This window comes from Nocardioides bruguierae, assembly GCF_023554635.1.
Taxonomy (GTDB): Bacteria; Actinomycetota; Actinomycetes; order Propionibacteriales; family Nocardioidaceae; genus Nocardioides; species Nocardioides bruguierae.
Genome location: NZ_JAMJPH010000001.1, coordinates 375,610 through 393,840, shown reverse-complemented (window position 1 = coordinate 393,840; position 18,231 = coordinate 375,610). Strand labels below are relative to the sequence as shown.

The following is an 18,231-nucleotide window of genomic DNA, read 5'->3' as shown; positions in this document are numbered from 1 at the left end:
CGTTCACGGAAGCGTCACACGTACTGGTCGTTACCGGTCGCCGAGGTGCGAGGAGCGCCGGCGACGAGCCACGAGACGCCCGCACCCACCCAGGGCGCGCGCCACGGACAGGGTGGGCGCCACGGACAGGTGCGGCGATCTCGAGGCTCGGCCGTAGCCGGCCTCACACCTCGATCACCGGTGACGTCAGCCGCGCAGGCGGGCGACCTCGTACAGCGCGACGGACGCGGCGACACCGGCGTTGAGGGACTCCACCGAGTTCACCATCGGGATGGAGACGAGCTGGTCGCACGTCTCGGCCACGAGCCGGGAGATGCCGTTGCCCTCGGAGCCGACCACGACGACCAGGGGGCCGTCGGCGAGGTCGAGGCCGGTGATCTGCGCGTCGCCGTCGGCGGCCAGGCCGACGACCATGCAGCCCTCGTCCTGGTAGGCCTTGATCTGGCGGGTCAGGTTGACGGTCTGGGCGACCGGGATGCGGGAGGCGGCACCGGCCGAGGTCTTCCACGCCGAGGCGGTCATGCCGGCCGCGCGACGCTCGGGGATGACGACGCCGTGGGCGCCGAACGCGGCGGCCGAGCGGACGATCGCGCCGAGGTTGCGGGGGTCGGTGACCGAGTCGAGCATGACGATCAGCGGCTGCTGGTTCTCGTCCTTGGCACGGTTGAGCAGGTCGTCCGGGTGGGCGTACTCGTAGGCCGGGATGCGCGCGGCGAGGCCCTGGTGGACGGCGCCGAAGGTGAGCCGGTCGAGCTCGGTGCGGCTGACCTCCATCAGCGCGATGCCGCGGTCGGCGGCCATCTCGAACGCCTCGCGCAGGCGGTTGTCCCGCTCGGCGCCCTCGGCCACGAAGACCGCGTTGACCGGGACGCCCTCGCGCAGCGCCTCGACGACGGGGTTGCGCCCGGCGATCCACTCGACGTCGGTGGTCTTGCGACCGCCGCGCTGCGGGCGCTTGTTGGCCTCGCGCTGCTTGGCGGCCTCGGCCTTGAACGCCTTGTGGTACGGGCGGTCCTTGGCCTTGGGGGTCGGGCCCTTGCCCTCGAGCCCGCGGCGGACGCGGCCGCCGGAGCCGGCGGTGGGGTTGCCCTTGCCCGTCTTCTTGATGGCGCCTCGGCGCTGGGAGTTACCGGCCATGGTTCACACGCTCCACTTCGGACCGTCGGGGGTGTCGGTGACCTCGATGCCGGCCGCCTTGATCTGGTCGCGGATCGCGTCCGCGGTGGCGAAGTCCTTCGCCGCACGGGCTGCCGCGCGCTGCTCCAGCAGCCCGGCGACCAGTGCGTCCACGGCCGAGGTCAGGGCCTCGTCCGCGCCGGCGGAGGCCGCAGGGCCCCACGCCTCGTCCGCCGGGTCGAGACCCAGCACGCCCAACATGGCCCGCACGGCCGCGACCTGGGCGGTCACGTCAGTGCCGTCGGCCAGCAGCCGGTTGCCCTCGCGCACGGTGTCGAAGAGGACGGCGGTCGCGGCCGGCGTCCCGAGGTCGTCGTCCATCGCCGCGGCGAAGGCGTCGGGCACCTCGCCCGCGGCCACCGGCGCGGCCAGGGCGGCGTCCGCGCGCTCGAGGAACGCCTCGATGCGCTGGTAGCCCTTCGCGGCCTCCTCCAGCGCCTCGAAGGAGAACTCCACGTGGCTGCGGTAGTGCGCGGCGACCACGTAGTAGCGCAGCTCCGCGCCACGGAAGCGCTGCAGCACCGCGGGGATCGTGAGGCTGTTGCCGAGCGACTTGCTCATCTTCTCGCCGGCGGTGGTGATCCAGGCGTTGTGCATCCAGAAGGACGCGAACCCGTGGCCGGCCGCGCGCGACTGCGCGAGCTCGTTCTCGTGGTGGGGGAAGCGCAGGTCGAGCCCGCCGCCGTGGATGTCGAAGGCCTCGCCGAGGTACTTGCCGGCCATCGCCGAGCACTCGATGTGCCAGCCCGGGCGGCCGCGGCCCCACGGGCTCGGCCAGGACGCGGTGCGCGGCTCGGTCTCGGACTTCCAGCCCTTCCAGAGGGCGAAGTCGCGGGGGTCCTTCTTGCCGCGGGGATCGGCGTCCTCGGCGGCCTCCATGTCCTCGACGCCCTGGCGGGTCAGCTCGCCGTAGGACGCCCAGGAGCGCACGTCGAAGTAGACGTCGCCGGAGCCGTCGGGCGCGGCGTAGGCGTGACCGCGCTCGATGAGGTGCTCGATCAGCTCGAGCATCTCGGGCACGTGGCCGGTGGCCAGCGGCTCGTACGTCGGCGGGGCGACGTTGAGCAGCGCGTAGGCACGGTCGAGCTCGCGCTTCATCGCAGCGGCGTGGGCGTACCAGGGCACGCCGTGGGCCTCGGCCTTGGTGAGGATCTTGTCGTCGATGTCGGTGACGTTGCGGACGAAGTCGACCGCGTAGCCCCGGTGCGCCAGCCAGCGGCGCAGCACGTCGAAGTTCACCGCGGAGCGCACGTGGCCCACGTGGGGCTCGCTCTGCACCGTGAGACCGCAGACGTAGACCCCGACACGCCCCTCGACGAGAGGGGTGAAGTCGCGGACGTCGCGGGTCGCGGTGTCGTACAGGCGCAGGCTCACGCGGGCCAGTCTAGGAGTGCCGACGTGTGCGGTGCGCATCGTCGCCGGTCACCCCGGTACGACCCACCACATTCGTGGTTCCGACCGCCCGGAACCACGAATGTGGTGGGTCGTACCCCCGCGCCGTCGCGCCACCCCGACAAGGTTCGGTGAAGCAGACGAGGAACCTGGGGCGCACGGGACGGATGTGACGTACCGTCGACCGGTGCCCTCCCCCCTTCCCCGCCTGGCACCGACCCTCCTCGCGCTGGTCCTGCCGCTCGCCCTGCTCACGCCCGCCACGCTTGCCACCACGACGTCCGCGACGGCGGCCGACGGCGCCACCGCAGCCCGGGCGGGCACCGCGAAGATCAGCTACCGGCAGACCGACGACGGGGCGGGGTTCCGCGCCGGCCGCCTGAGCGGCACCCGCACCGCCCGCGGCGCCGTGGTGCTGGACGAGCCGACGAGCAGCACCCGGCTCGGCGGCACCCGGTACGACGTGGGGCGCTGGGTCTCGCCGTGGGAGTCCACCGCCTTCGGGTTCACGGAGCTGATCGCCTCCTGGCGCGCCCGCACCCCCGGCGACAGCCTGGTGGTGGTGCAGGTGCGCGGCCGGGACGCCGACGGGGCCACGTCCTCGTGGGACACCCTGGCCCGCTGGACCTCCGGGGACCGGCACGTCCTGCGCACCACCCTCTCCGGCCAGGCCGACGACCTGGCCTCGGTCAACGTCGACACCTGGGTCGCCCGCGAGGCCGCCGGGCTGCGCGGCTACCAGCTGCGGGTGAGCCTGCTGCGCCGCGCCGGCGCCCGCACCGCCTCGCCCCGGCTGAGCACGGTCGGCGCCGTGGTCAGCCGGCAGCCGGCGAGCACGCCCGCCACCAGCGCCCCCGGTGTGGTCGCCCGGGACGGCGGACGGGTGCTGCGCGTGCCGCGCTACAGCCAGATGATCCACGAGGGCGACTACCCGCAGTACGGCGGCGGTGGGGAGTCCTGGTGCTCGCCGACCTCCACCTCGATGGTGCTCTCCTACTACGACGCCCTGCCGAACGCGCGCCAGTGGTCGTGGGTGGCCGACGACCACCGCAACCCCTGGGTGGACGACACGGCCCGGCGCGTCTACGACCACGGCTACCGCGGCGCCGGCAACTGGCCGTTCAACACCGCCTACGCCGGGCTGCACACCCAGGAGTCGTACGTGACCCGGCTGGCCGACCTGCGTGCGGCCGAGCGGCTCGTGGCCGCCGGGGTGCCGGTCGTCATCTCGATCGCGTTCGGGGCCGGCGAGCTCGACGGCGCCCCCATCTCCGCGAGCAACGGCCACCTGCTGGTCGTGGTCGGGTTCCGGGCCGACGGCGACGTCGTGGTCAACGACCCGGCCGCGGCCCGCAACAAGGGCGTGCGCCGCACCTACGACCGCGGCCAGCTGGAGCGGGCGTGGCTCGAGGCCTCGGGAGGCACCGCGTACGTGATCAGCGACGGCCGCGCCATGCCGCGCGGCGCGAGCTTCGCCTGACCCAGTGCCTGACCCAGCGCCCGACCCAGCGACTCAGCCCCGGCCGCGTCAGGAGGCGGTGAAGTCGACCTGGTGGTAGCCGGTGGCGCCGTCGGGCAGGACGTCGCGCACGGTCGAGTCCTGCACGGTGCCCTCGGCGTCGGTGGCCCGCACCCGGACGGTGTGGTCGCCGGCGTCCAGGTCGACCGAGGCCGACCACTGGACCCACGTGTCCGCGCTGGGCACGGTGCCGAGGTCGCAGGCCTGCCAGGCCCCGCCGTCCACGGAGACCTCGACGGCCTCGATGCCGGTGTGCTGCGCCCAGGCGACGCCGCCGAGGGCGACGGTGCCGGCGTCGACCGAGGCGCCGGAGCGGGGCACGTCGACCCGGGAGGCGAGCTTGATCGGGCCCTTCTCGGCCCAGCCCCGGTCGGTCCAGTAGGCGGAGAAGTCCGCGAAGCGGGTGACCTCGAGGTCGGTGACCCACTTGGTCGCCGAGACGTAGCCGTACAGCCCGGGCACGACGACGCGGACGGGGAAGCCGTGCTCGATCGGCAGCGGCTCGCCGTTCATCGCGACGGCGAGCAGCGCGTCGCGGTCGTCGGTGAGGGCCTCGAGCGGGGTGCCGCAGGTCCAGCCGTCGCTGCTGGTCTGCTTCACCGCGTCCGCGCCGTCGGTGACGCCGGCCTCGGCCAGCAGGTCGGCGACCCGCACGCCCGACCAGCGGGCGTTGCCGATCAGGTCGCCGCCGACCGGGTTGGAGACGCAGGTCAGGGTCACCCACGACTCGGTGAACGACCGGGAGACCAGGTCGTCGTAGGTCAGCGTGAGCTCGTTCTCGACCATGCCGTGGATGCGCAGGCTCCACTCGTCCGGGCTGACGGTGGGCACGGCGATGGCGGTGTCGATCCGGTAGAACTCGTCGTTCGGGGTCTGCCAGGAGCCGAGGTCGTCGACGTCGAGGGACGACCCGGCCGGCGGCTCGGGGTCGGTGACGCCGGTCAGGCTCAGCGAGCGGCGCGCGGACTCGACGGCGCTGCGCCCGGCGCCGAGCACCGAGCCGCCCAGGCCGAGGAGCACGGCCACGCCACCCACGACGCCCGCGCGGACGAGGAAGGCCCGGCGTGACTCCCCGAGCGGCCGGTCCGCGTCGTCGCCGGCTCCGGCCGCGAGCATCGCGCCCTCGCGCAGCGGCTTGGTCAGCACCGGCAGCACGACCACCCAGGTGATGGCCCCGACGGCGACCGGGATCACCGGCCCGACGCCGCTCTCGCGGAACAGCACCGCCGCCAGGCCGACCCCGCCGAGCAGCGCGAAGCCGATCTGCGCGGAGCCGTCACCGGAGTCGCGGGCAACGCGGCCGACGAAGGCGGAGAACGCCAGCAGGGCCACGAGGATCACGGCGACCAGGAACGGCTTGTCGAGCTCCTGGAGGAGGTTGATCGCGGGCTTGACCACGGCCTCGGGCAGCACCTCGATGATCGACTCGGCCACCGCCACGACCGGCGAGGAGCGGACCGACAGCAGCCGCGCCGCGGCCTCGCTGGTGAGCAGGCCAGCCACGAGGGTCACGATCCCGGCGGCCGGCCAGAGGTAGCGCTGCTGCGGAGTCACCCCTCCAGTGTGCCGGGTCGGTGCACACCCGGTGCATCCGCGCCCACTCGTTGAACAAATGTCAATAAAGGTCGCCGCAGAGGTTCTCGCGGCGCCACGGGTGCGGCAGGATGCGAGGCGTGACCCTCCCTCCTGGACTGCCTCGCACCGGCATCGGCACCGACGTCCACCGCCTGGTCGACGGGGTGCCCATGCACCTCGGTGGCCTCGCGTGGCCCGACGAGCCCCAGGGCCTCGAGGGGCACTCGGACGCCGACGTGGCGGCCCACGCCGCCTGCGACGCCCTGCTCTCGGCCGCCGGGCTCGGCGACCTCGGCTCGAACTTCGGCACCGCCGAGCCGCAGTGGGCCGGCGCGTCCGGCGCGACCCTGCTCGCCGAGACCGCCCGCCGCGTCCGCGCCGCCGGCTTCGAGATCGGCAACGTGGCGGTGCAGGTGATCGGCAACCGCCCCCGCCTCGGGCCCCGCCGGGCCGAGGCCGCCGCGGTGCTCTCCGCGGCCGCCGGTGCCGACGTCACCGTCTCGGCCACCACCACCGACGGGCTCGGCCTCACCGGCCGCGGCGAGGGTGTCGCCGCCCTCGCGACCGCGCTCGTCGTCCCCGTCTGAGCAACCCGACGCCCCCACGCTCGCCCCCACCCCCTGCCGCTCCCCCATCCCTGGAGGCCCCATGACCACCGTGCTCACCCACGACGGGCTGCGCCTGCACGCCACCGCCTACGGCCCGGCCGACGCCGACGTCACCGTGCTCCTCGCGCACTGCTGGACCGCCGACGAGCAGCTGTGGCACTACCAGGTCGCCTCCCTGCTCTCCCGCGAGGTGCCGGGCCACCCCGGCGCACGGGTCCGGGTGGTCACCTGGGACGCCCGCGCGCACGGCCGCTCCGAGGTGCCGGACGAGGCGGCCTGCACGATCACCGACCTGGCCCGCGACCTCGGGGCGGTGGCGGACGCGCTCGCCCCCGCCGGCCCGCTGGTGCTCGCCGGCCACTCGATCGGCGGCATGACGCTCATGGCACTGCCCGACGTCCGCCCGGACCTGGTGGACCGCGCCGCCGGCCTGCTGCTGGTGGCCACCTCGGCCGGTCACCTCGGCGCCGGCATCGACCGCCTGGCCGCCCGGCTCCCCGGCGGCGAGCACCTCGTCGACAGGCTCCCCGCCGTGCTCGGCCACCGCGCACGCCGCCTGAGCGCCCGGGCCGGCGTCCGCCGCCGCTCGCCCCGGGTGGAGCAGGCCGTCGTCGACAGGATGCTCGTCGGCAGCCCGGTGCGCCCCCGCGACGCCGGCCTCATCGCCGACCAGCTGGCCGCCGCCTCCCCCGCCACCATGGCCGGGTTCGTGCGCGACCTGCGCCTGCACGACCGCGAGCACCTGCTGCGCGCCTGGGACGCCGTGCCCACCGTCGTCCTGGTCGGCACCGCCGACAGGCTCACGCCGCTCTCCCACGGCCGCCGGCTCGCCTCGGGCATCCGGGGCGCACGGCTGCTGGTGCTGCCGGGCGCCGGCCACTACCTGCCGCTCGAGCGGGACGCGGTGGTCAGCGAGCAGCTCGCCGCCCTCGTGGACGCGGCGGTGCGCTCCGCCGTCACGGAGCCCGCGCCGGCCTGATCACCCGGCCGCGCGGGCTGGGAGTCAGGCCGCGACGTGCTTGCGCGCCCCGACGAGCACCACGCCGCCGTCCACCCTGACCTCGAAGGCGGGGACGGTGACGCCGGGCTGGTCGAGGCAGATGCCGGTGCGCAGGTCGAACCCGTGCCGGTGCGAGGGCGACGCCACGAACGGCACGCCGTCGCGGACGCCGACGATGCCGCGCGCCAGCGTGGAGGTGCGGCCGAAGGGGTCGTGGTTGCCCAGGGCGTGCACCTGGTCGTCGGGCATGCGAAAGAGCGCCACGGCCTGGCCGTGGACGAGGGCGGTGGCGCCTCGCTCCACCTCGAGCTCCTCGAGGCGGCAGACCGGCTGCCAGCCCTCCTCGCTCGCCGCGCGTCGGGGTGTCACGCGAGCACCCTCCCTCGGCGTCGTCCGCGGGGCCCGACGATGCGCGGACCCGGGGCCGAAACTAGGGCCCGCCGTGTACCCGGGAGGTTTCACAGTGTTACGTCCGTGCAAACCCTCCCCGGCGCCCTCACGGCCCGGCGGGACCAGGCGGTCGTCGGGCGGCCCTGACGCGCCGGTGTCACCCGTCGGGGCGAGGGCGGCGCGCTCGGCGGTAGCGTTCCGACCGTGCTCGCACCCTCCCCCTCCGCGGCCCCCGGCGTCGCCGTCGTCGTGCTTGGCGCGGGCTCCGGCAGCCGCGTCGGCGCCGACCGCAACAAGGTGCTCCTGCCGCTCGGGGACCGCCCCCTGCTGGCCTGGTCGGTGACCACGGCCCTCGCGGTGACCGACGTGCGCCTCGTGGTCGTCGTGGCCGCGCCCGGCGAGGCCTCCGAGGTGGCCGAGGCGCTCGGCCCCTGGCTGCCGGCCGGCCCCACCCCGGGGGCACCGGAGGTGCGCCTGGTGGAGGGCGGCGCCACCCGGCACGACTCCGAGGACGCGGCGTTCGCAGCGCTGCGCGCCGACGTGGACGCCGGCCGCGTCGACGTGGTCGCGGTGCACGACGGCGCCCGGCCGCTGGCCGCGTCCGCCCTCTTCGACGAGACCGTGGCCCGGGCCCGCGAGCACGGCGGCGCCCTGCCCGCCGCGCCCGTGACCGGCCTCGTCGGCCGCGACCTGCGCCCCTCGCCGGTGGGCGCCCTCGTGGGCGTGCAGACGCCGCAGTCGTTCCGCGCCGCGGACCTGCTGGGCGCCTACGCCGCGGCCGCGGAGGCGGGCTTCGGGGGCACCGACACCGCCGTCACGTTCGCCCGGTTCACCGGCCTGCCGGTGGTCGTCGTGCCGAGCGGGGCCCGCAACCTCAAGGTCACCTGGCCCGAGGACGTGGCGCTGGCCGAGCGACTCCTGCACCCGCAGGGCTGAGCGTCCACCCCGGACGAGGGGGAAGCGGGCTCAGCGCTCGCCGCGCGTGAGCGCCTCCAGCACGGCCACGTCGTCGGCGTCCGCCACCCGGCGGGCCTGGGGCGGGGCCGCGAGCGTGAGCACCGGCCAGCGGGCGGCCAGCAGGGGCACGAGCGCGGCCAGGTCGTCGGTGGGCAGCCCGTCGTCCAGCGCGGCCACGACGCTCGGCGGCAGCACCACGGGCGAGGCGACGGCCAGCAGGCGGTCGCGATCGACCGTCTCGCCCAGCACGCCCGCCTCGTCCACCTCCTTGACGGTGTCGGTCACGGCCCGCACGCCCACGACGACCGCGCCGTGCGCCTGGGAGTGCCGGACGCACTCGACCAGGAAGGAGGGCGGGGTCATGGGGCACAGCACGTCGTGCAGGACGACGGTCTCCTCGGCGTCCACGAGCGCCTGCCAGGCCGTGCCCTCGTCGACCTGGAGCGCGCCGGACTCACCCAGCGCCCACGCCGCGCAGGCCACCAGCGCCTCGCCGTGCAGGAGCGAGAACGGCAGCGAGCCGCGGTGGTCGGTGAGCAGCACGGCCAGCGCCTCGGGCGGCTCGACCCACTCCTCGTCCTCGTCCCCCTCGTCGGGCTCGTCGTCGGCCCCGTCGGGGTCCGGGAGGTCGGCGTACGGGTCCTCGAGCGCGTCGACGTCCTCCGGACCCTCGTCCGGGGGCTCAGCGGTGCCGTCGTCCGTGCCGGGGTCCGCGTCGACGTCGAAGGAGAGGTCGAACCGGACGTCGTCGTCGCGCTCGTCCACGGGGCCACGGTAGCGAGCCCGCGACCGTCCCGGCCGCGGGGTCCGCGCGGGACGCGGGCCCCGCACAGGCGTGCCACGGCGGGTCGCGGCCGGTCTCACAGGTGCGGGCGCTTGTCTCCCCTGCCATGACCGACCACCACCACAGCGAGGAGCAGGGCGGGGACCTCCTCGACCGCGGGCTCCGGTTCGACCTGGCCTACCTCCGCGACCGTCGCACGGTCCTCTCCCTCCTCGGCGCGGGCGCCCTCGGCACCGGCGGCGCGCTGCTGCTCGGCTCCGGCACGCCGGCCTCGGCCGCGACCTGCTCGGGGAGCGAGATCCCGGCCGAGACCGCGGGTCCCTACCCGGGCGACGGCTCCAACGGACCGAACGTCCTGGACGACAGCGGCGTCGTGCGCCGCGACATCCGCCGCAGCTTCGGCGACACCCACCGCCGCGCGCAGGGCATCGACCTCACCCTGACGCTGCGGCTCGTCTCCACCGGCGACTGCGACCCCCTCGAGGGCTACGCGGTGTACGCGTGGCACTGCGACGCCAAGGGCCGCTACTCGATGTACTCCGCCGGGGTGACCGACCAGAACTGGCTGCGCGGGGTGCAGGTGAGCGGCGAGAAGGGCATCGTGCGCTTCCGCAGCGTCCTCCCCGGCTGCTACCCGGGCCGGTGGCCGCACGTCCACTTCGAGGTCTACCGCTCCAAGCGCGCCGCGACCCGCTCCGGCACCCCGGTGGCGACCTCGCAGCTGGCGCTGCCGCGCAAGGTGGCCGCCCACGTCTACGCCAAGCGTCCTCGGCTCTACGGCGACTCGGCCACCAACCTGGACCAGATCTCGCTGTCCAGCGACAACGTGTTCGGCGACGACGGCGGCGTCGACCAACTCGCCCGGGTGAAGGGCACGCTCCGCCGGGGCTACCGCGCCTACCTCCAGGTGCCGATCGACGTCTGAGCACCCCGGTCGGGCCGCTCGGCACCTGCGGGCCTCCGGACGCGGACGACCCCCGTCACCCTGGTGGGTGGCGGGGGTCGGTCGCGTGGGTCGTGCCGGACCGTCAGGTCAGGACGCGAGCACCTCGTCGAGGATGGCCTCGGCCTTGTCCTCGTTGGTGGACTCCGCGAGCGCGAGCTCGGAGACCAGGATCTGGCGAGCCTTCGCCAGCATGCGCTTCTCGCCGGCCGACAGCCCGCGGTCGCGCTCACGGCGCCACAGGTCGCGGACGACCTCGGCCACCTTCATGACGTCGCCGCTGTGCAGCTTCTCGAGGTTCGCCTTGTAGCGACGCGACCAGTTGGTCGGCTCCTCGACCTGCTGCGCACGCAGGATGTCGAACACTCGGTCCAGCCCGTCCTTGTCGACGACGTCACGCACGCCGACGAGGTCCAGGTTGCACGCCGGGACCCGGACCACCAGGTCCTGCTGTGCCACGATGCGCAGGACCAGGTACTGACGGTCCTCGCCCTTGATCTTGCGGGTCTCGATGTCTTCGATGACGGCAGCCCCGTGATTGGGGTAGACGACGGTCTCGCCGACAGTGAAAGTCATGTGCCAGGTTCCCCTTCCTCAGGTGGACAACGATAGCACGACCTCGTTGCCCCCGGCCACTGTTTGTGCAGGTCAGGGCCTTGATCCGGGCTTGACAAGCCGAAACCCGGGTGGCTCACGCACGCGATAGCAAGTCCCGCCCCGCCAGGCAAGCCTCCGGTGGGTCGGACGCCGGGGGCCGAACGTCGGCCACGGACGAACCCCCGCCCGGGACCACCCGCCCCAGGTCAGGGCCGCCCGCACGGCGCTCCCACCACCGTGGGCGGGAACGGTGATACTGGCCACATGCCCCCCGCCGAGCAGCAGACCGACGTCAACGACGTGGCGGCGCCTCCCACCGGCCGCCCCCTGCCCGCCCCGGTGGCCCTGGTGCTGGCGGCGCACCCCGCGCGGGCCCTGGCCGTCACGGTCGCCCTCGCCGTCGCCGCCGCGGTCACCGGCAGGCCCGGCCGCGAGGTCGCCCTGGTGGCCGCCACCGTGGCCGTCGGCCAGCTCGTGCTCGGCTGGGTCAACGACGTGGCCGACGCCGACCTCGACGCCCGGCACCGGCGGCGCCGCAAGCCCGTGGCCGACGGCCGGCTCGAGCGGGGGACGGCGGGGTTCGCGGCGGCGTGCGCGGTGCTGGTCCTCGTCCCGCTGTCGGTGGCCAACGGCCTGGTGGCCGCCGGCTTCTACCTGGCGTCGGTGGCGATCGGCGTCGTCGGCACCCGCGTCGGCCGGCGCGGGCCCGCGTCGTGGTGGCCGTGGGCGTTGGCCTGGGCGCTCTACCCGGGCTTCCTGTCCTACGGCGGCTGGGGCGGGCTGCACGTGGGCGAGCCGCCGCACCCGCTGGCCGTGGGGCTGGCCGCGCTCGCGGGCGTCGGCGTGCACGTGCTCACCGCCGTCTGGGGGCTCGTCGACGACCGGGACGAGGGGTGGGACACCCTGCCCCTGCGGCTGGGGCTCGGCCTGGGCGCCAACCGGCTGCTCGCGCTGACCGTCGTGTTCCTCGCCGCCGTGGCCGCGGGCCTGCTCTGGCTGGGCGTCGCCGCGCCGTCCGGCACCTGACGCCCGGTCGCGGCACCGACCCCCGGCAGCGGTACCCTCTACCCGCTGGCTCCACGTCCGACACGAAGGCACCGAACATGTCTCTGCGCCGCAACCTCGCGCTCGTCACCGGCGCGGTCGCGCTCACCACGACCCTCTCGTCGTGCGGCTTCGACCTCGCCACCGACCAGGTGTACACGCCCGCCGCGGGCACCAACGACCGCGAGACGGAGGTCAACGTCCTCTCGGCCGTCGTGGTCGCCGCGCAGGACGACGCGGGCACCTTCGTCGGGGGCCTGGCCAACACCGCCGCCGACGAGCTGTCGCTGACCGGCCTCAGCGCCGCCGACACCAGCGTCACCGTGGCCGACTTCGACCCCATCGACGTCGCCCCCGACGGCTACACCGGCGTCGGCACCACCGAGGACGGCATCGGCCTGACCGGCTCGTTCGCCGCCGGCGACGTGCTCGAGCTGACCTTCACCTTCGACAACGGCGAGTCCGCGACGATGGACGTGCCGGTCGTCCCGGCCTGCCGCGAGTTCGAGGGCTTCGACACCGCCAGCACCACCGCGACCGGCGAGACCTACGACTGCGAGGCCGAGGAGCCCGTGGTCACCTACGGAGAGCACTGAGACGCATGTCGACCCTGATCCTGCTCCGCCACGGCGAGAGCGAGTGGAACGCCAAGAACCTGTTCACCGGTTGGGTGGACGTCGACCTCAACGACAAGGGCCGTGACGAGGCGGTCCGCGGCGGCAGGCTGATGAAGGAGGCCGGCGTCCTCCCCGACGTCGTGCACACCTCCCTGCTGCGTCGCGCGATCAACACCTCGGCCATGGCGCTGAGCGAGGCCGACCGGCACTGGATCCCGGTGAAGCGCTCCTGGCGCCTCAACGAGCGCCACTACGGCGGCCTCCAGGGCAAGAACAAGAAGCAGACCCTCGACGAGTACGGCGAGGAGCAGTTCATGCTCTGGCGCCGCTCCTTCGACGTGCCGCCGCCGGTCCTGGCCGACGACGACGAGTTCTCGCAGGTGGGCCTGCCCCAGTACGCCGACCTCGGCGACGAGATGCCCCGCACCGAGTGCCTCAAGGACGTCATCGAGCGGATGCTCCCCTACTGGGAGTCCGACATCACCGCCGACCTGGCGGCCGGCAAGGTCGTCCTGGTGGCCGCGCACGGCAACTCGCTGCGCGCGATCGTCAAGCACCTCGACGGGATCAGCGACGACGACATCGCCGGGCTGAACATCCCCACCGGCCAGCCGCTGGTCTACGAGCTGGACGACTCCTTCTCCCCCGTGGAGAAGGGCGGTCGCTACCTCGACCCGGAGGCGGCCGCCGCCGCCGCTGCCGCGGTCGCGAACCAGGGCCGCTGAGCCCGGCAGCCACGACGCACGAAGCGGCGGCCCCCCCCCCCGGGGGGGGGGGCGGGGGGGGTGGGGGGGGGGGGGGCCCCCCCCCCCCGGGGGGGGGGCGGGGGGGGGGGGGGCGGCCCCGGGGGGGGGGGGGGCCGGGGGGGGGGGGGGGCCCCCCCCCCGGGCCGGGGACGGAGCCCCTTGCCGCATGGGGTCAGCAAGGGGCTCCGCAGTCGATCGAAGTGCTCCCTCCGAGTTCGACGCGCACATCATGGCACCCCCGACCAGCCTGAGACCACGTTTCACCGCGCCTCCCCGGGTTGAGGTAACCCGTTCGGGCAGAGGGCTGGACCAGCCCACCTGACGCCCCCAGCAGGGGCGTCAGGAGGACCCGGTCAGGAGCCGTTCGGCAGGCTGGTCTCGGCACCCTCGGGGGTGGCCTTGGCGACGGCGCCCTTGACCATCGACTCCAGGTCGATCCCGGTGGCGGACTTCAGCATCTCCATCGTGTGGGCGATGTTCGTGGTGACCTGCTGCGGCAGGGCGCCGGCGCCCTCGGTGGAGAGGACGGTGAGCTCGGTGATCGACGCCATGGGCGCCGCGACCTCCTTGGCGAGCTGGGGCAGCATCTCGATCAGCATCTGGAGCACCGCGGCGTCGTTGTAGTCGGCGAACGCCTGCGCGCGCTTGTCCATGGCCTCGGCCTCGGCCTGACCGACCGCGGCGATCGCGGCGGCCTGGGCCTCGCCCTCGACGCGGGTCGCGTCGGCCTCGGCGGTACGCCGGGCGCGCTCCGCGGCACCGCGGCGCTCACCCTCGATCGCCTCGGCCTCGGCGAGCGCGGCACGGCGGGACTTCTCGGCCTCACCGGTGAGGCGGGCCTCCTCGGCCTGCGCCTCGGCGGCCCGGATGGTGGAGGCCTTGCGCGCCTCGGCGGCCGCGATCTCGGCCGACCGCTTGGCCTCGGCCTCCTGCTCGACCTTGTAGCGCTGCGCGTCGGCGGGCTTGCGGACCTCGGTCTCGAGCTGGCGCTCGGTCAGCGCCGCCTGGCGCACGGCCACCTTCTCCTGCTCGGTGAGGATCGCCTGGTCGCGGTCGGCCTGGGCCAGCGGGCCGGACGCGGCGGCCTGGGCGGCAGCGGCGTCGGTCTCGGCCTTGATCTCGGCCTGCTTCAGGGCGAGCACGCGCTGCGAGACCGCGATCTCCTGCTCGGCGGCGATCTGCGCCTGCTCGGCGGCCTGGCGGGCGTTGGCCTCGGCGATGCGGGCCTCCTGGGCCACGCGCGCGGCCTCGGGTCGGCCCAGGTCGGCGAGGTAGGAGCCGTCGTCGGTGACGTCCTGGATCTGGAAGGTGTCGAGGATGAGGCCCTGGCCGGTCAGGGAGTTCTCCGACTCGTCCGCCACGCGCTGGGCGAAGGCGGCACGGTCGCGGATGATCTGCTCCACCGTCAGGCCGCCGACGATCGAGCGCAGCGCACCCGCGAGGACCTCCTGGGTGAACGGCTCGACGTCCTCCTGCTGGGAGAGGAAGCGCTGGGCCGCCAGCCGGATCTGGTCGGCGTTGCCGCCGACCTTCACGATGGCGACGCCCTCGACGTTGAGCTTGATGCCCTGGCCGGAGACGGCGCCGCGGATCTGCACCGAGATGCGGCGGCTGGAGAGGTCCAGCGTGCCCAGCTTCTGCACGAAGGGGATGACGAAGGTGCCGCCGCCGAGGATGACCTTCTGGCCCGAGAGGTCCGTGGTCAGCTCGCCCGTCTCCGGGTTGACCACCGCCCTGCCCTTGCGGCCCGTGACGATGAACGCCTCGTTCGGCCCGGCGACCTTGTACCTGCTGGTGACCAGCAGGATCAGGAGGACGAGGACGACCACGAGGCCGCCGATGGGCAGGAGCAGTTCCATGGGGTTCCTTCCGAGAACGGTGGGGTGGAGCCGGGAGCGGTGGGCGGTCAGCCCAGCTCGCGCCACAGGGGCGCGACGGTGACCGCGGTGGGGGAGACGGAGCCGGTGACCTGGATGCGCTCGCCCGCCTCCAGCGGGAGCGGGTGGTCGCCGTCGAGCCGGGCGTTCACCCGCAGCGCACGGGTGCCGACCAGCACGCGGACGGTGCCGTAGCCGTCGACCGGGACGGCGGTGAGGACGACGCCCTCGTAGCCGACCGCGGTGGTGGTGCTGGGCGGCTCCGTGGCGTCGTCGTGGCGCAGGAGCCGGGTCAGCCAGACCGCCAGGGCGCCGAAGACCAGGCCGCCGCCCACGCCGACGGCGGTGCTGACCAGGGTCGGTGCGCCCAGCGCCTCGGCGATGGCGCCGGAGAACCCGAGCGCGGAGACGAAGGAGCCGAGCACCGCCGTGGAGAACACGTCGCTGCCCAGACCGTCGAAGAGGCCGTCGAGGAGACCCTCGATCGGCCCGTCCAGCACGTCGCCCAGCACCAGGGAGAGGGCCAGCACCAGGACGCCGGCCACGCCGAGGACGAGGAAGACGGTCATCGCGGGGCAGCCTCCAGGGGATCGATCACGGTCGTGACGACGAGCACGTCCGTGCGTTCGCCGCGCACTTCTTTACCTCGACAGGGTCATCCTGCCCCATCGCCGCACCGGGTGCCGGGCGGGTCGGCCCTGACCTGTGGAGGACGGGCGTGCTCAGCCGGTACCGGCGACCTCGGCAGCCCGTTGGGCCAGCCACCGGTCCCAGGCCTCGGCACCGGGCAGGGAGGCCACGCGGCGGGTGATCGGCTCCTGCCCGGCCACCCACCACCCCAGCCGCCGCACGGCCAGGGGGTGGTCGGTCAGGGCGGTGGTGGAGGCCTCCTGCGCGTCCTCGAGCGAGACCTGCACGGTGCCCGCCCCGGTGCGCTCCCCGGTGCGCTGCCCTGCGTCGGAGAGCGTGCGCAGCGCGGAGCCCAGCCAGCGTCGCAGGGGTCGTGACGAGGGCGTCCAGCGGCTCACGCCCTCGGGCGACGCGGACGCGGTGGCCACCCGCAGCAGCACGTGGTCGACGTCCGCGCCGCCCGCGCCCGCGGCACCGACCTGGAGGCTCCAGGCCACCGGGAGCGTGTCGCCGCCCCGCGGCAGCCCGGCGCTGAGCCGCCGCACGAGGTCGCGGTCCCGGTCGTCGGGGGCGCCGGTCACCACCAGGCGACGGCGCGCGTCGCCGAGGTCGAGGCGGACGTGGCCCGCCAGCGTGCCGGGCAGCGTCACCGCGTCCTGCGCGAGCGCGGCCAGGGCCTGGGTCAGCGAGTCGCTGCGGGCCGTGAGGGTGTCGGTCGCGGCGAGGGAGAGCACGACCGACCCGTCCAGCGCGTCGCTCCAGGACCGCCACACGTCCACGGCGTCGGCGACCTCGGTGGCCACCTCGGCGCCGGCACCGGGGCCGAGGAGGCGGTCGCCGTCGATCTCGATCCACCCGCAGGACTCGGGCGTGCAGTGCTCGCTGTCGAGCAGGCGCAGCCGGAACGGGGTGTAGTCGGCGGAGTCGACGGCGTCGACGGTGCGCTGCACGACGGCCACGACCGAGGCGGTGTCCAGGTCGTCGGCCAGCTGGACGTCGATGCGGGCCTGCTCCCCGTCGTCGGGGTCGGGCACGGCGACCTCGACCACGCCGGGGGCCTGCCGCACGCGCCCCTCGAGCGCCTGGGGGGTGCCGCCCACCAGCCCGCAGGCGGCCAGCCCCGGGCCCAGCAGCCCGGCCGCGGCGACCAGCGCGAGGGCGCGCGCCGACCACGGGCGGCGCGCACGTGCGCGGGGGGTCGCAGCACTCACGCCCGCCATGGTCGCACCGGTACCCGGGCGCCGGGGGGCGAACGCGAGGACGGGCGCGGGCTGGGAACGGGGCCTGGAACGGGGGGCTGGGAACCGCCGGGTGCTCGGGCTCAGGAGCCGAGCGCGGCGGCCAGCTCCCGGCGGTTGGAGATGGAGAGCTTGCGGTAGACCCGGGACAGGTGCCACTCGACGGCCTTGACCGTCACCTGCAGCTCCGCGGCGACCTGGCGGTTCGTCAGGCCCTGGGTGGCCAGTGCCGCCACGCGACGCTCGCCCGGGGTCAGGTCGGCCGCGGCGTCGCTGCCGGTGGTGGCGGGGTGCTCGCCCACGATCGCGAGCAGCTTGTGCACGCGAGCCAGGAGCGGGCCGAGGCCCTGGCGGCCGGCGAACGACTCGGCCCCGCGCAGCAGCAGCACCGCGGTGTCGCGGTCGCCCGCGAGCAGGCGCAGGCCCGCCAGGTCGGTGTCGATCTGGGCGGTCAGGCGCCCGGCCTCGATGCCGAGCAGGGTCTGCCGGGCCGCCTCGAGGAGGTCGGCGCGGTCGGTGGCGGAGGTGACGTTGGCCAGCGTCCGCAGGGCGTGGGCGTGGGCGTGCTGGGAGCCGGAGGCGAACGCCAGCCGCACGTGGGTGCGGGCGTGCTCCTCGGCCTCGTGGCGCCGGGAGAGGTGCACGAGCGCGAGGGCCAGGCCGGTGCGCCACGGCAGCCAGGCCGGGTCGGCCGACGGCAGCAGTTCGTGGACGGCGGTGAAGTGCCCCGCCGCGTCCTCGTAGCGCCCCTGGGCCAGGGCGAGCTGGCCCTGGGTGAGGGCGAGCACGGCGTGGGTCTGGGCGTCGGAGCCGGCGGCCTCGGCGCGGGCACTCTCGACGACGCGGACTGCCTGGTCGAGCTCGCCGCGGGCCATGCGCACGTCGCACTCGGCGTGCCGCAGGTGGGCGCGGTCGAGGTCGCTCAGTGCATCAGCGTCCACCGAGGTGAGGGCTGCCAGGGCCAGGCCGATCCGCCCGGCGCGCAGCTGCGCGGTCGCCCGTCCGATCTCGAGCGAGACGGGGACGCCCGCGCCGACCGCCAGGGGGACCTCGAGGAGGGGCGGGGGAGTCAGGGACATGAGCAGAGCCTAGGGAGGATCGAGGGCCTAGGAGGGGACTTCAGGCAATTCTTGGGCGC

General features: G+C 75.0%; 18 protein-coding genes. 8 read left to right on the top strand and 10 right to left on the bottom strand.

Annotated elements, in window-relative coordinates:
• Positions 1 to 186: 186 nt before the first annotated feature.
• Positions 187 to 1,137: a 23S rRNA (guanosine(2251)-2'-O)-methyltransferase RlmB gene (rlmB, locus tag M8316_RS01815; RefSeq protein ID WP_250051447.1), complete on the bottom strand. Its 951-nt coding sequence runs from the start codon at positions 1,135 to 1,137 to the stop codon at positions 187 to 189.
• A gap of 3 nt (positions 1,138 to 1,140) precedes the next feature.
• On the bottom strand, positions 1,141 to 2,550 hold the full coding sequence (gene cysS, locus M8316_RS01810) for a cysteine--tRNA ligase (RefSeq protein ID WP_443689933.1): 1,410 nt from the start codon (positions 2,548 to 2,550) through the stop codon (positions 1,141 to 1,143).
• A 205-nt stretch (positions 2,551 to 2,755) separates the two neighbouring features.
• Between cysS and M8316_RS01805 the strand changes: the two genes are divergently transcribed.
• Positions 2,756 to 4,048, top strand: coding sequence for a C39 family peptidase (locus M8316_RS01805; protein ID WP_250051443.1), 1,293 nt, complete (start codon positions 2,756 to 2,758; stop codon positions 4,046 to 4,048).
• A 48-nt stretch (positions 4,049 to 4,096) separates the two neighbouring features.
• On the opposite strand, the gene M8316_RS01800 is transcribed toward M8316_RS01805, so the two are convergent.
• Positions 4,097 to 5,641 (bottom strand): molybdopterin-dependent oxidoreductase, encoded by a 1,545-nt coding sequence (locus M8316_RS01800; RefSeq protein WP_250051441.1) that lies wholly within the window; start codon positions 5,639 to 5,641, stop codon positions 4,097 to 4,099.
• Between the two features lie 119 nt (positions 5,642 to 5,760).
• On the opposite strand from M8316_RS01800, the gene ispF reads away from it, so the two are divergent.
• A complete protein-coding gene (gene ispF / locus M8316_RS01795) occupies positions 5,761 to 6,249 on the top strand; it encodes a 2-C-methyl-D-erythritol 2,4-cyclodiphosphate synthase (RefSeq protein ID WP_308195940.1) in 489 nt (162 codons plus the stop codon).
• A gap of 61 nt (positions 6,250 to 6,310) precedes the next feature.
• Positions 6,311 to 7,249: an alpha/beta fold hydrolase gene (locus M8316_RS01790; protein WP_250051440.1), complete on the top strand. Its 939-nt coding sequence runs from the start codon at positions 6,311 to 6,313 to the stop codon at positions 7,247 to 7,249.
• A 24-nt stretch (positions 7,250 to 7,273) separates the two neighbouring features.
• Here M8316_RS01790 and nirD read toward each other — a convergent pair whose 3' ends face one another.
• Positions 7,274 to 7,639 (bottom strand): nitrite reductase small subunit NirD, encoded by a 366-nt coding sequence (nirD, locus tag M8316_RS01785; RefSeq protein ID WP_250051438.1) that lies wholly within the window; start codon positions 7,637 to 7,639, stop codon positions 7,274 to 7,276.
• 225 nt (positions 7,640 to 7,864) lie between these two features.
• Here nirD and M8316_RS01780 point away from each other — a divergent pair, with 225 nt between their 5' ends.
• Positions 7,865 to 8,596 (top strand): IspD/TarI family cytidylyltransferase, encoded by a 732-nt coding sequence (locus M8316_RS01780; RefSeq protein WP_250051436.1) that lies wholly within the window; start codon positions 7,865 to 7,867, stop codon positions 8,594 to 8,596.
• A 30-nt stretch (positions 8,597 to 8,626) separates the two neighbouring features.
• Here M8316_RS01780 and M8316_RS20930 read toward each other — a convergent pair whose 3' ends face one another.
• Positions 8,627 to 9,382, bottom strand: coding sequence for a 2-C-methyl-D-erythritol 4-phosphate cytidylyltransferase (locus M8316_RS20930; RefSeq protein ID WP_250051434.1), 756 nt, complete (start codon positions 9,380 to 9,382; stop codon positions 8,627 to 8,629).
• A 125-nt stretch (positions 9,383 to 9,507) separates the two neighbouring features.
• Between M8316_RS20930 and M8316_RS01770 the strand changes: the two genes are divergently transcribed.
• Positions 9,508 to 10,326, top strand: coding sequence for a dioxygenase family protein (locus M8316_RS01770; protein ID WP_250051432.1), 819 nt, complete (start codon positions 9,508 to 9,510; stop codon positions 10,324 to 10,326).
• Between the two features lie 108 nt (positions 10,327 to 10,434).
• On the opposite strand, the gene M8316_RS01765 is transcribed toward M8316_RS01770, so the two are convergent.
• The gene (locus M8316_RS01765) at positions 10,435 to 10,920 is read right to left on the bottom strand and encodes a CarD family transcriptional regulator (RefSeq protein WP_250051431.1); all 486 of its coding nucleotides are present in this window, start codon (positions 10,918 to 10,920) and stop codon (positions 10,435 to 10,437) included.
• A 285-nt stretch (positions 10,921 to 11,205) separates the two neighbouring features.
• Between M8316_RS01765 and M8316_RS01760 the strand changes: the two genes are divergently transcribed.
• From M8316_RS01760 to M8316_RS01750, 3 genes are all read left to right on the top strand, one after another.
• Positions 11,206 to 11,967, top strand: coding sequence for a UbiA family prenyltransferase (locus M8316_RS01760; protein ID WP_250051428.1), 762 nt, complete (start codon positions 11,206 to 11,208; stop codon positions 11,965 to 11,967).
• 77 nt (positions 11,968 to 12,044) lie between these two features.
• On the top strand, positions 12,045 to 12,581 hold the full coding sequence (locus M8316_RS01755; RefSeq protein ID WP_250051427.1) for a copper chaperone PCu(A)C: 537 nt from the start codon (positions 12,045 to 12,047) through the stop codon (positions 12,579 to 12,581).
• A 5-nt stretch (positions 12,582 to 12,586) separates the two neighbouring features.
• Entirely contained in the window at positions 12,587 to 13,327 is a 741-nt protein-coding gene (locus M8316_RS01750; protein WP_250051426.1) for a phosphoglyceromutase, read from the top strand.
• 374 nt (positions 13,328 to 13,701) lie between these two features.
• On the opposite strand, the gene M8316_RS01745 is transcribed toward M8316_RS01750, so the two are convergent.
• The 4 genes from M8316_RS01745 to M8316_RS01730 all read right to left on the bottom strand — a co-directional run bounded on the left by M8316_RS01745 (position 13,702) and on the right by M8316_RS01730 (position 18,172).
• Positions 13,702 to 15,207 (bottom strand): flotillin family protein, encoded by a 1,506-nt coding sequence (locus M8316_RS01745; protein WP_250051425.1) that lies wholly within the window; start codon positions 15,205 to 15,207, stop codon positions 13,702 to 13,704.
• Positions 15,208 to 15,254: 47 nt separating this feature from the next.
• Positions 15,255 to 15,794 (bottom strand): NfeD C-terminal domain-containing protein, encoded by a 540-nt coding sequence (locus M8316_RS01740; RefSeq protein WP_250051424.1) that lies wholly within the window; start codon positions 15,792 to 15,794, stop codon positions 15,255 to 15,257.
• A 153-nt stretch (positions 15,795 to 15,947) separates the two neighbouring features.
• Positions 15,948 to 17,066, bottom strand: a complete 1,119-nt coding sequence (locus M8316_RS01735) for a hypothetical protein (RefSeq protein ID WP_250051423.1) — start codon at positions 17,064 to 17,066, stop codon at positions 15,948 to 15,950.
• Positions 17,067 to 17,176: 110 nt separating this feature from the next.
• Positions 17,177 to 18,172, bottom strand: a complete 996-nt coding sequence (locus M8316_RS01730; RefSeq protein WP_250051422.1) for a helix-turn-helix transcriptional regulator — start codon at positions 18,170 to 18,172, stop codon at positions 17,177 to 17,179.
• Positions 18,173 to 18,231: the final 59 nt, after the last annotated feature.